15 protein-coding genes are annotated in these 11,549 nt (G+C 61.5%); 5 read left to right on the forward strand and 10 right to left on the reverse strand.

All coding sequences use genetic code 11. From position 1 onward, the window contains the following. The first annotated feature begins 69 nt into the window (after positions 1–69). Positions 70–465 (forward strand): hypothetical protein, encoded by a 396-nt coding sequence (locus ACKUB9_RS33435; RefSeq protein WP_407530870.1) that lies wholly within the window; start codon positions 70–72, stop codon positions 463–465. A 300-nt stretch (positions 466–765) separates the two neighbouring features. Here ACKUB9_RS33435 and ACKUB9_RS33440 read toward each other — a convergent pair whose 3' ends face one another. Further along, on the reverse strand, positions 766–1,341 hold the full coding sequence (locus ACKUB9_RS33440) for a hypothetical protein (protein WP_407530872.1): 576 nt from the start codon (positions 1,339–1,341) through the stop codon (positions 766–768). Positions 1,342–1,491: 150 nt separating this feature from the next. Between ACKUB9_RS33440 and ACKUB9_RS33445 the strand changes: the two genes are divergently transcribed. Beyond that, a complete protein-coding gene (locus ACKUB9_RS33445; protein WP_407530873.1) occupies positions 1,492–2,058 on the forward strand; it encodes a DUF3916 domain-containing protein in 567 nt (188 codons plus the stop codon). Between the two features lie 1,116 nt (positions 2,059–3,174). Here ACKUB9_RS33445 and ACKUB9_RS33450 read toward each other — a convergent pair. Continuing rightward, complete coding sequence (locus ACKUB9_RS33450; protein WP_407530875.1) at positions 3,175–3,894, reverse strand: hypothetical protein; 720 nt, start codon at positions 3,892–3,894, stop codon at positions 3,175–3,177. Between the two features lie 737 nt (positions 3,895–4,631). Between ACKUB9_RS33450 and ACKUB9_RS33455 the strand changes: the two genes are divergently transcribed. After that, entirely contained in the window at positions 4,632–5,261 is a 630-nt protein-coding gene (locus tag ACKUB9_RS33455; RefSeq protein WP_407530877.1) for a tyrosine-type recombinase/integrase, read from the forward strand. An 867-nt stretch (positions 5,262–6,128) separates the two neighbouring features. Here ACKUB9_RS33455 and ACKUB9_RS33460 read toward each other — a convergent pair. Further along, positions 6,129–6,371, reverse strand: coding sequence for a DUF6894 family protein (locus ACKUB9_RS33460; protein ID WP_407530879.1), 243 nt, complete (start codon positions 6,369–6,371; stop codon positions 6,129–6,131). A 197-nt stretch (positions 6,372–6,568) separates the two neighbouring features. After that, positions 6,569–7,294: a Crp/Fnr family transcriptional regulator gene (locus tag ACKUB9_RS33465; RefSeq protein ID WP_407530881.1), complete on the reverse strand. Its 726-nt coding sequence runs from the start codon at positions 7,292–7,294 to the stop codon at positions 6,569–6,571. A 358-nt stretch (positions 7,295–7,652) separates the two neighbouring features. On the opposite strand from ACKUB9_RS33465, the gene ACKUB9_RS33470 reads away from it, so the two are divergent. Further along, positions 7,653–7,763, forward strand: coding sequence for a transposase (locus ACKUB9_RS33470; RefSeq protein WP_407530884.1), 111 nt, complete (start codon positions 7,653–7,655; stop codon positions 7,761–7,763). A gap of 36 nt (positions 7,764–7,799) precedes the next feature. Then, the gene (locus ACKUB9_RS33475) at positions 7,800–7,967 is read left to right on the forward strand and encodes a hypothetical protein (RefSeq protein ID WP_407530886.1); all 168 of its coding nucleotides are present in this window, start codon (positions 7,800–7,802) and stop codon (positions 7,965–7,967) included. A 253-nt stretch (positions 7,968–8,220) separates the two neighbouring features. Here ACKUB9_RS33475 and ACKUB9_RS33480 read toward each other — a convergent pair whose 3' ends face one another. The 6 genes from ACKUB9_RS33480 to ACKUB9_RS33505 form a co-directional block, all read right to left on the reverse strand. After that, positions 8,221–9,153 carry a YsnF/AvaK domain-containing protein gene (locus tag ACKUB9_RS33480; RefSeq protein WP_407530888.1) on the reverse strand — a complete coding sequence of 311 codons (933 nt, stop codon included), beginning with the start codon at positions 9,151–9,153 and terminating at the stop codon, positions 8,221–8,223. After that, positions 9,150–9,635: a YsnF/AvaK domain-containing protein gene (locus ACKUB9_RS33485; protein ID WP_407530890.1), complete on the reverse strand. Its 486-nt coding sequence runs from the start codon at positions 9,633–9,635 to the stop codon at positions 9,150–9,152. The genes ACKUB9_RS33480 and ACKUB9_RS33485 overlap by 4 nt, the downstream gene beginning before the upstream one ends. Further along, positions 9,632–10,588, reverse strand: coding sequence for a PhnA-like protein (locus ACKUB9_RS33490; RefSeq protein WP_407530892.1), 957 nt, complete (start codon positions 10,586–10,588; stop codon positions 9,632–9,634). Before ACKUB9_RS33490 ends, ACKUB9_RS33485 begins: the two co-directional genes overlap by 4 nt. A gap of 77 nt (positions 10,589–10,665) precedes the next feature. Next, positions 10,666–10,866: a hypothetical protein gene (locus ACKUB9_RS33495; RefSeq protein ID WP_407530894.1), complete on the reverse strand. Its 201-nt coding sequence runs from the start codon at positions 10,864–10,866 to the stop codon at positions 10,666–10,668. Continuing rightward, positions 10,863–11,039 (reverse strand): hypothetical protein, encoded by a 177-nt coding sequence (locus tag ACKUB9_RS33500; RefSeq protein WP_407530896.1) that lies wholly within the window; start codon positions 11,037–11,039, stop codon positions 10,863–10,865. Before ACKUB9_RS33500 ends, ACKUB9_RS33495 begins: the two co-directional genes overlap by 4 nt. A gap of 124 nt (positions 11,040–11,163) precedes the next feature. Then, complete coding sequence (locus ACKUB9_RS33505; RefSeq protein WP_407530899.1) at positions 11,164–11,343, reverse strand: hypothetical protein; 180 nt, start codon at positions 11,341–11,343, stop codon at positions 11,164–11,166. Between the last annotated feature and the right edge of the window lie 206 nt (positions 11,344–11,549).

Below are 11,549 nucleotides of genomic sequence, written 5' to 3' on the forward strand. Positions count from 1 at the left end.
ATCGTCCTCACCCCTGCCGCGGAGACCGTCCGCTAACGGGGTGTCTCAAGCAACCGTGGGGCGGAGGACATGGACGATACGATCACCACCGCCTTCGCGCCTTTGATCGGCCTACCCTGCTGGCGTGTCGAGCGCGGGCAAGGCAGCATCCTGTCCTTCCAGTTTGGTGCACCCCGACTCTTGGTTCGGGAACCGTACGTATCAACCTCATCGTCCGACAAGGCCCAGCAATCGGCAAAGCGCCGGATCGTCAAACCGGTGGGGGAGTGGAACCTCTTCCTTGTCTGCTGCCACTGGCGCGTCACCGCCTTTGGTGAGGCTTTGGCGGATGATGACAGCTCACACGAGCAGATCGAGGCCGCCGCACATAAAATGGATGGACAGAAACTGACGGCCTTCATGCTCGACGCTGCCTCTCGCCAGGCAGTCTTCTCATTCGACATTGGAGCGACCCTGACAACATGACCTTGCGAGACTGACGAGGAAGAGCAATGGTCGCTGTACATGCCCGACAAGCGCGTCCTGACCTGCCGAGCGAATGGCTTTGCTACCGTCGGTTCAGACGATGTGAGGCCGGGGCAGGAGGACTGGAAGGCTGTGGACCGGAGCGCTCGGATTCCGTAATGCACTGCTGACGAGCAATCTGAATATATGAGCAAATCGAAACCTGGGCCAAACACCAGAGTCGAAGTAAATTACTCCAAATAAATCGGGATATCTGTTCTGAAAAAGCGGGAATGTCCAGCGACTTCCCTGCGCGTGCGATCAACGATTGCGAAATACGAACGGTTGAAGGTCGAGGCGGCGCTGTTTGACACAACGTTCCGTGCCGAATCGACCACAGAAGCTTCCATGCAGTCGGAAGCGCATCTCGCGGCGACCGGAACTCTTGACCAATTCGTAGTCGAGGACGTGGCCGGTAAAGACTCGCACAGGTCCGCCCTTGGGCCGCGCCACGTATATCCGAACCTCCCAGCCACCGGTCCCGCTGAACAGCGTGGAGCGTTCGACGCAGAGAGCCTCCCTGAAGTCCACCACGTAGTCCGCGCGTCCGTCCCCCGTGAGGTCGCCCGTGCGGACGAGGCCGGGACGGGCTGCAAATCTCGTCCCGCCGGCCTCGTCGCAGGCGCGACGGCCCTCATCGACCGCCTGCTCGACGACCTGAGGATGCGGCATCTTCGCGTGATCGAGATGTGCCGCGGCACTGGCTGGGTTTTCGGTGCCTTCGTCCTCATCGACAGCCGCCAATGAAGACCCGAGCGCTGACATCTGAGCCAGGGCTATCATCCCAGTGACAACGATCACCGGCAAGGCGCCAACGGCACGCTCGATAAATGCCATTCGAGCAATCCTCTCATTTTTTCGGCGCGTCATCGGATACCGGCGGAGGGCAGAATAGAGCAAACAACGGGAGCAGATGTTTTTCACCGCACATACGACGTCGCCATCAGGGGTAAAACGCTTTCACACCATCCTCCGCGGTTTCAGCACATGACTCGGCGCCTCAACATCGACTCCTCCTCTTGCTCCAGCAACGACGAGCAGCAACTGCGCGCTGTCGAGCGATGGTCCCAGTCTTTCGGAAACGTCTTTCCGAACGCTGAGGCCACGCGTGGCCATGCTCATTGGCATATGCCGGTAGATCAGGCGCTCACGGATCCGGCGACGAGGGGATCCGACATCCAGCGGCGGTGCGCCCAGGCCGTGATCGACGGTGCAGCGGCGATGAGCGTTGCCCGGCCCCCGGCGAAAGCCCATATGCGGGTGGCTGCACTGATCTGCCTGCCCGATTTATTCATGAGCCAAATCTGCCTGTTCTCCGACCCGCGCTACTTCCGAAGCTTCGCCAATCGAACGCATTCGCGGCAGTGCTGGACACCGTTCCCATCGGGGCACCGCCTTTCCGCGAAGCTCGAGCTGACAATACCAAACGGTTTCATCGAACGAGGCTTCCACGAACGCCTGCAGGAGCCCGACGAGACAGACGCGAGCAGGTTGGTCGTGACCTACGAAGGTGAAATCTGGATGATTGCGGACGCCGATCCGGAGCAATTCTAGAGCATCATCGTGGATGTCGGATCCGGGATGATGCTCTCGATTGTTGTTTTTGCATCGTCTTCTTCCGAAAGCCGCCGGCCACCTTTCGGGACGATGCTCCAACGAGGCAGCACGCATGGCGGCGGTCGTACCACTCTTACTCGCGCAAATGCGCCTCGGCCCGACCGGCGGAGCGAGATGCCGTGTCGTTCGTGATCGGCTTTCGAACCGATATCTCGGAGAAGGGCCTACGGGCCGGCAGCGTGCGGCGCGATGATGTGGCGGTCAAGGCGGCGCGTTCGTTGCGGGCTTGAGCAAATGGCCATCCCACTCATAGATGAACGTCTCATCAGGCAGGCGAAGAACGAGGCGCCTGCCGTCACATCGCAAGCCTACGACTTCTCGCGGTGGGACCGGCTTGGGGAGAGTAAGGTCCATCTGCCCTTTGATCGACATGTCCTCGCCGACCCCAACGAGGAGCAATGTCCGGGTCGTCCAGACCGCCGCGTTCTCGAACCGAGTTGGGATGACTGCGTGGACCGTCCCTTCGATGGCGGGTGCAGGGAACAGGTTGCAGCGGTCGAGCCATAGGCCCGACTCCCGCTCGACCAGGGCCTTCAATGTCTCAGCCTGTCCTGGAACCGGAGCCGAGGCCGATGCCGCGATCACCAGCGCAAGTGATAGGGTCGCTCCCCTGCACGGCGCGTGCCGCTTCCGTGTCATGGACTTTTCCGCCGAGCTGCAGCCTGAGCGAAACGCTCCGAGACACGCGCCTCGCAAAAGGCTTCAAACGACCGGTACAGGGTTCCACCCTCGTGCCGATATTTGCCTCGGCAAGCCGCCCGCTGCTGTGCGTAGATGGCACGTCCCCGACGATCGAGGCTTGGCAGGAACTCCTTCTCACAAATCTCGGCGACAACCGCGGTCAGGCGGACGTCCCCGCCGGCGCCCGAGGCACATTGCCGGGCGATGTGCGAGGCTTGGCGGCATCCGGATGCTTGCTGGATCTCTGTTACAATCCCATCAAGACCCCGGCCGACCGGACACTCGTCCGCTCTTGCAGACACTGCTGCGATCAAGGTCGCAGCGGCAAAGACAAACGATTTGATCATGTGCTCACGCCTGCGGCAGCAACAATCATCTGTGTTGATGTTTCACGGGTTCGGACAAAGCGTTCTCGATGCCAGAGCACTCATTTGGATCGACCCTTTTCAGCTTTAAGATTTGATCTTCCTTGCCGAACGCGACATCGCGCATGACGCGTGCGCCCACCTGTCCAGAACGCATTTGAAACAAGCCATTAAACACAAAAAGGGTCTCTCCGGCCTCTTTGCTGCCGAGAACGAGTTCTCCAGCTTCCTCTGCGCTGTTGGGCGCTACCGCCGACATGCAGCGAATCCCATCATCACTTGCCAACATCGGGAGCGCGTGTCTGCGTCCGCCCAGGAGGTTGGCCTCGGCTTCCCACCAGCAGCTTGCCATCGCGTAGCGTCGATCGGGATCGTCACGGAGATCGATCGCGGCCACAAGCCCAATAGGTTGATCGGCGCCATGAGGAGTGCTTGGCTCTGGCTTAAGCTGCACAGTTATGGCTACGATCATCTGCTTGACATTCTGGCGCAAATGTAAGCGATCGTACACCCGTCTATAGCATAAGCCCGCCGCCCCGCTCCGACTTACTTGAGCGATCAGACCATCTTTCGTAGCCTCTGCCGCTACCGATCCAAGCGTTAAAAAGCACAAAATTGCAAAAATAAGAACAATCAATTGAAATTTATTGGCGTATCCCGCTATGTAGCGCGGTGAAAATAGGTCGAATCTCGCATGAGACTGCACATAAGGACAAAGTGAGAACATGCCGATGACCTAATCAGGCACCTGGGACCACGGAACTAACGCAGCCGATTCGCCTGCTTTTGGGGGGCGCATCGAACGTAGCGGTGACTCTTAACCGGGCTGACGGGAGCATTCTCTAATACGAGGGTATCGGAGGAAGGCAGGGTCAGGCGTGTGATCATGCGCCGCTTCGAGCCTTCGCCCTCGCACGAAAGTTCGGCGTGCCATCGGCGTCTTCCCATAGCGCGGACGCGACCGCGGCAGCGTTCCTCGTACCAAAATAAACCCTGGTGGTTGATCTCGAGTCGCTCGACACCGTCCGTATCGGTCCGACAAGTCCGCAGCGATTTGGACCAAAGCCCCTCGTACGGCGCGCCAGCCCATGCAGGCCCGGTCAGCGCGAAACAAGCAAGAACGAGAACAACGCCTGGAGGACTCATCATGCAGTCACCTTTGTGCGAGGCTGGCATTTAGGCCCTGCACATTTCAGGGGTGTTGCGTCGTAACGGTTTGCTGCAGCAATTGACGCCAACGACGGTCAAACCGCCCATCGTGCTGTAATGACCGGTGCCATGACGCTCCGCACACGTCGGTCATGCGGGCCCAATCTACCTTGGACTCCCGCTAAGGGTAGGGAGCAGCGATCAAGGCCCGCCGGCGCCAATGTCGGCTTGTGCTGCAGAAAGCCGTCATTCGACATTGGGCTCACTCGCAGCATCGGGTTCCTCATGGCGGGCTCCTCAACCCAGGAGCCTGTCATGCCCGAGGTCGTTACCGTTTCCACCACACCGCTTGTCCCCTGGAACCGCGGCCGTATCGTCGGCCCTAAACCGCCGCTGAAGCCGAAGCACATTTGGGCCCTGCGCACGCGCCTCCAACTCGCCAACCGTACGCGAGACCTTGCCCTGTTTAACCTTGCCGTCGACAGCAAGCTGCGCGGGTGTGATCTCGTCGGCCTGCGCGTCAGCGACATCTACCTGGGCGACGCCGTGCGTCTTCGAGCGACGGTCTGCCAGCGCAAGACCGGCAGGCCGGTTCCGTTCGAGATCACCGAACCGACGCGCGAGGCTCTCGCGACTTGGTTAACTGCGCGCAGGTTGAAAGCCGGCGACTGGCTGTTTCCAAGCCGGAGGCGATTCGGAGAGCATCTCACGACGCGGCACTATAGTCGGCTGGTAGACCGCTGGGTTGCCCTGATCGGCCTGGACCCTTCAGCGTTCGGCACGCACAGCCTACGCCGCACGAAGGTCGCGCTGGTTTACAAGCGAACCGGCAATATCCGAGCCTGCCAGCTGCTGCTCGGTCACACGAAACTGGAGAGCACGATTCGCCACCTCGGCATTGAGGTTGACGACGCGTTGTTTCTTTCAGAGCAGACCGAAATCTGAACCAGGCGCCGCGGTCGAAATGACCGCGGCGTGCCAGCAGGGTGGCCGCCCCCCAGGGTGCTGATGACCCCTTCCGGACCTTCGTCCAGGGCACGCCGGAGGCGCCGCTCAACACTCAGAAGCAGACCTCCGGAACATCCGAGGACGTGTTGCTCAAGCTTGAGTGTGAGTTCAGCCCCACGTAACGCGCGCAGAGCTGCCGAGCGGCAGGGTCGCAGTCGGGTCTGTGCCACCTGGAGAGGCGTGTTCAGCGTCGCGGAAGCGGTGCGGCGGCGACGGTCGAGGCCATGCACGGGCGACGTGCGCTCGCTAGGCGACGTCCGCTTGGCCCAACTGCGCTATAGCGTTCGAAGCCTTGGTGAGCGGATCAGAGCGATAACCTACCAGCCAGTCAGCAGTTGGCCTGGAACCGAGAACGTGAGGCATTCATTGCCTTGTGCGGTGCAACATGACCGCTGGAGAACAGCCATGATTGGACCTGCAGAAATCGAAGACATGATGTTGGAGTATGCGGACGCTGAGGCGGAAGCCCACACGTTCGGGCACTCCCGCTCCCAGCAGTGGCCGCCGAGCAGCTGGTCGTGGGGGAGCGGGCCTGCATCTGACCAAAGGCCCAGGTCTCCTCTCAAAGCATCAGGGTTTCAGAAGGTCGCTGATGGTGCCTCGCAACAGGTTCAAGCGGCTGAGCGGTAACAGCTGGCTGGGCAGTGATATCGGGGCGACAAGACCCTGATGCATGGCAAGTCGGGCCATCTGCTGCCTCACTGGCCAGAAAGTCAGGACGCCGGATGAACACCTTCATCGTCGTGATCAGGACACCCGTCGGCCCGCTCTCGTTCCGCCGAAAGACCATTGAGGCAGCAACACTCAGGCTTCCCCGACCCACGTGGTGGACAACGTGACGTTCGCGGTGAGGACGACATGGCCGTTCTCATCACGTACAATTGCCCCGAGGCGGCTGTGCATGTGCTGTAGAGGTTCCTCTTGAGCGATATTACAGAGAATGCGAAGAGCTTCAGTGCTCACTGCGTCAGGATCAGTGCACTCCCGCCCTAGGTCATCAAAAGATGAGAATATTGAATTATGCACATCGATGAAATAGCGAGCCATGCGACAACCTAAGATTTATAAGCGGGAGCGCATATCTCTCTCCAGCTGCCGGCGCGCTAACATTTCAGCCGACAGTGCTTGCATAGTACACCAAAAAACCTTAATCCACATAGCAATCACGAAATAAAAATCGATAAAAACAAATTCATCTATCAAAACAGAAGCGGTAGTAAATGTTTTACTTGATTTTGATATTTTCAGTATTTGCTCGCGCAACGCATGATATGTAAATAATTTCCGTTGAAATCACAGAAAGCCTCCAACCTTGCCACGTCCGGAATCTTTAATCGTTTATCGATGAAGCTAATCAAGCCTCTCTCTCGCAAATCTTGCATCATACGATTCACATGAACGTTCGATTTTCCAAGAATATCTCCTAAATCATACTGAGTTAGAGGGAAATCGAATGTATTATGCGTAGCGAAACCGACCGTTCGTAGTCGGATCAACAACTCGCAGAACAAGTGTGCCATCTGCCGGCTGGCATTACGCTGACCCATATTGGCTAACCACTCGCGAAGCGTAGCCTCGTCGGTGAGTGTCGCCCACCATAGGGCACGGGCGATGCGTGTGTGGTTCGTGGTCAGATTCAGGATGGTCTCGTGAGGAATATCGACGATTGTGCAAGGTGACAGTGTACTAATGCCATGGTCCATCTCCTTGAGAATAGCCACGTGGAGATCGCAGAAATCGCCCGGCACAAGTAGGGCCATGATTTGGCGTCGTCCTCCAGGCATCATTTTGTACCGACAAGCGAAACCCTTGAGAACGAGAAGCACGTTTTCGGGCCGATCACCCTCACGAATCAGATCTTGATGCCGCATGACGGTGCGACCGTCCGTAGCGATGGATCCGAGAACAGCTCGGTCTGCCTCGTCAAGAAAGCCGCTGCATTCCAGTTTTCGAATTAATGGATTGGACATATCGGCCTAGCTTGCTGACACGTGGCAAATCAGAGTTCAATTAGCGTGCCACCGCAATATTTCAATCGATTACACTGCTCCGCCCCCATTGGGCGGTGAGGTTAGCGTGTTGGTAGACGGTGAGTCTGGGGCTGCACCATGGCCAAGCCGAGACACCGGCCTTTGCCGCCGAACCAAACCGGACATCCTCCGGTGAGATGGCCCCCCTAATTGGCCGGACAGGGCCTCGCACTTATGGAAGTGTGATGCTTATGGTCCACCCTATGACCGGTGCCTACGGCGACCCGCCTCGCGCTGAGCGCGTCGAGGTGATCACGTCGGTCCAGCGGCGGCGACGCTGGTCGACGGAAGAGAAGGTGTGCGCATCGTCGAAGAGACGTACCTGCCCGGCAATTCCGTCTCGATCGTCGGTCGCCGCCACGGCATCAGCGCCAACCAACCCTTCACCTGGCGCGGGCTGATGGCCTAAGGCGCATTCACGGCGGCCGGCGCTGGGGAGGAGGTCGTGCCGGCGTCCGAGTACTGCGCCGCGCAGCAGCAGATCCGCGAGTTGCAGCGCCTCTTGGGTAAGAAGACACTCGAAAACGAGACCCTGCGCGAGACAGTGCAGCGCGTCACCGCCCCCAAACAGCTGCCCTTGCGCGTGAGCTCGTGGCCAGGGGACGGCCGGTGAGCGCGGTCGCTTCAGCATTGGGCGTCTCGCGGCCGCCCCTGGCCTCCTCTCGGCAGCCCGTGGCGCGACGGCGGGGCGCCCGCCTGCGCCCGACGCCGAGCTTCCGGCGGCGATCCAGGCCCTCGTCGCCGAATGAACTTGGCAATGACGCCGGCGATGAAGCCGATGAGAATGCCCACAAACTCTGTCGCACCGTCCCCAGGTGAGGGATGTGCGGACCGGGAGCATTCTCCCGACCCGCATCGACGGAGACTCAGCGGCCCCGGTTCGGGTTGGTAGTGTCCGTCGTGCCCGTGCGAGTGACCTGCCCGCGCTCGTCCTCGATCTCGACCTCGGTCCGGCGCACCTTGTCCGACACCGTCTCGGTGCGCTGCTCGACCTCCTTGCGCAGGCCGATCTCCTCCTTCACCCGTACGTCCTTCGAGACCACCGCCTCCTCGGCCCGCTCAGTCGCCTCGATCGTCCGCTCGGCAAACAGCCGCTCGTCCGCAGCCGTCGGAGCGCGATCCACCGGGCGGCGCTCGACGTGAACCTGCTCGTCGCGCAGCGCGACCTGCTCCTGCACCGGCGTCTCGACCACGTACGAGCGCACTCGCACGCGACCGGCCTGGGCCACACGCTTGCCGACCCGCAGCTGCTCCTCCGCCACCGGGATGTTCTCGTCGCGGCCGGCGCTGCTCTGCCCTGACGTCGCTCTGGCCGTGCCGGCCTGGCTGGTAGCGCCAGCCCCTGTCCCATCCGTAGCGGCCAAACCCGCGGCACTGCCTGCTGCACTGCCAGTAACAGCGGTGCCGGGACCCGAGATGGTGCCGTACCCGGTCCAGCCCTCCTGGCGCCAGGTGGCCTCGCGCTCGTCGAGGTCGACCGACCCATGCTGTTCCATGATGTCCATGGCCGTGTCGACCTGCGAGGACTCGACCGAGGCACTCAGCATCGTGCTGCCGCGGCTCAGGCCCTCGGTGTAGGTATGGTGGTCCTCCTCTGGCAGGAACACCTCCTTCAGAGAGGACCAGAAACTCCCTTCGTCGCGGGTGCGATCGTGGGAGCCGGTGCTGCGCGGCGTGGTGCTTGCCGCACCCGGCACGAGCTTGATTGCTGATTGAGGGATCCCAGCCGTGATCAGCTTGCTCATCGCAGCCTGCGCATCGGCTTGGTCATCGTACATGGCGGTGATGGTCTGAGTCATGAACTCTTCTCCTCTGGTGGTATGTCCGTGGTCGCCCCGTCAGGGCTCACGCGCTCGGCCACAGCGCGCTGTCTGCGCAGCGCGACCGGAACCTCGACGTCCTGGCCCATCGTCGTGTGGCGCAGGTGCAGCTCCTCACGCAGCACCAGCCGCTTCTCGACAACGAGGATCTCCTCCAGGACGGGGATGATGGTGACCTCTCCCTCCGTCCGCACGAGCGGTGCCGCCTCGCCCTCTGCGAGCGTCCGATTGATCGGAACCCGGGTCACTCCGACCGCGTCGCTGCGCAGGGTCTCGTGCAGAACCTGCTCGACCGTCTCGGTGGTGGTGCGGACCCGGACCCGCCCAGTCTCGACCGCATGCTTGTCGATGCGCGCGGTCTCCTCGGCGAGGGGGATCAAGGTCGTCTCGCCGGCCTTGATCTGTTCGCCGGTGACCGGCGCGACGGCTCCCGTCCGCGGCAGGCCTTCGCCGCTGCTCATGACCGGCGCTGCAGCGGGCCGAGTTTCAGTCCCGTCAGGGTTGGCTCGACCGCGCCCAAGCGACCGCCGAACCATGATGCGACTGCACCCAGTACGAGAGCGAGAAAGCCGAACAGCGCGCCGCGCGAGACCGCCTTGCGGGTGGCCTCGGCGGCCTGCCTGGCCTGCTCTTTGGCGTTGTCGACCGTCTGCCGATATTGCTGCTCGTACTGCTGGACCTGCTGCTTGGCTTGATCCGGTGGGATGTTCTGTGCCTTGGCCAGCGCCTCAGCGGCCCGGTTCCGAGCAGCATCAGCCTGAGCCTGGTCGCCGGTCAGGGCCGCGCGCATCGCCGCAACGGCAGCGTCCTTGGCCGCAGCCGGATCCTGACCAGCCGAGGCCCCACGCACCGACTGCTCGATGGACGAGAACGGATCGCTGACTTTCGAGAGCGAGGGCGCGGCCGCCTGAGCCGCCGTCTGCACCGCGCCGCCAGCCGTGTTGGCAAGCCCACCGGCGACGCTGCCGAGCGAGTTGAAGGCCCCGCCGAGCACGCCACCGACCGTGGAGGACAGCAGGTAGAAGATCACCAGGGTAGTCATGGCCCAGGCGGTCAGACCATGCCAGGCCGCTGTATTCTCCTTCGGCTTGCCCGAGAGCCGGCCTGCCGCGTAGGCACCCGCGAAAGAGGCGATCACACCCGAGAGCGTCCACCACAGCCCGGCACCGATCGAGAAGGTGGTCGCCGAGGGATTGTCGCCTCCGGCTGGATCGAGCGTGGCCGCTCCGATGCCGAGGCCCAGCAGGTTGATCAGCAACTGCACGACCAGAGCGACGACGACGCCCGCCAGGACCGCGCCCCAGGACACCTGGTTCAGCATGATCGAGCGCACGTCTTCGGCCGGCGTGATCGGGCTCGTGTGCGGAGCGTCGTGGTCGCCGAGGTTGCGTCGAGTATCGGTTTCTATCGCCATAGTTGTACTCCTACTTGCAGGGCGCTGCGGGGCGATTGTTGCGAGCCATTCAGAAGTCAGTCTCGACCGTGAATGAGTCAGAAGGCGTCGCCGGCGTCGCCTGCGGTCAGGGGCGGGTCGAGGGAATGGGTGTCGATCTCGCGATGGTCAGTTGGCCTCCATCGCAGACGTGACGGCGTCGTCATCGGTTGGGCTTGGCCCGCCAACTCCGATGTTCGCTCGCGATGCAGTCGTTGTTCATGCTCCACCTCTTGCGGCGGACGATCGATGAGGCTCAAGGCTTCCTGTCCTTGGACTTGACCGGCTTTTTTGCCTCAGCCTCGACTTGACCGGAGTTCTTCTGGGCAGCACCCCGGGCCTCGATCTCGGGGTCGGCCATGATCTTCCCGAGCGCTTCCGTGACAGAGCCCTTCACGGCCTTTGCCGTGGCCGGATCGGGTGCTTTGGTCATAAGATCCCTTTGCCGAAGCACGGCGGATGGATCGGCGTCAGCGAAGACGGTGATGACCTGCGTAGAAGTCCGCAGAGATGGCAATGTTCCAAAGAATAATTTTTTGGTTCATCCGAACCAGCTATTATGGTTCATCCGAACTAGGTGCACGGTTCTTCCGACCCCGCTGCGTGGCGGCCGAGCCGTTAGGCAGCTCTCTCGCCAACACCACCAGGGCGCTTTGGCGGCTGACGCCGAGCTTGCAGTACAGCGCGGCGACGTGGTTGCGCACCGTGTATCTGGCGATGCCAAGCCCTTCCGCTATCCGGCGTCCGTTCCGCCATAGCGACTAGGTTCAGGACTCCGCCACCCGCCCAGCCGTCCTGCGTGAATGATGGGGGACGCACGGGAACACTACCAGACTCGCACGATCCGAGGACCCGCTCCCGCAAAAAGGTCAGCTAGAGCGTTTTCGGTTTGGGCTGAGTCGGTGCGGGGTTTTCGGGTCTGCTGCGGTGTGATTCCCTGATC

The organism is Methylobacterium oryzisoli (assembly GCF_046557895.1).
GTDB classification, from domain to species: Bacteria; Pseudomonadota; Alphaproteobacteria; order Rhizobiales; family Beijerinckiaceae; genus Methylobacterium; species Methylobacterium oryzisoli.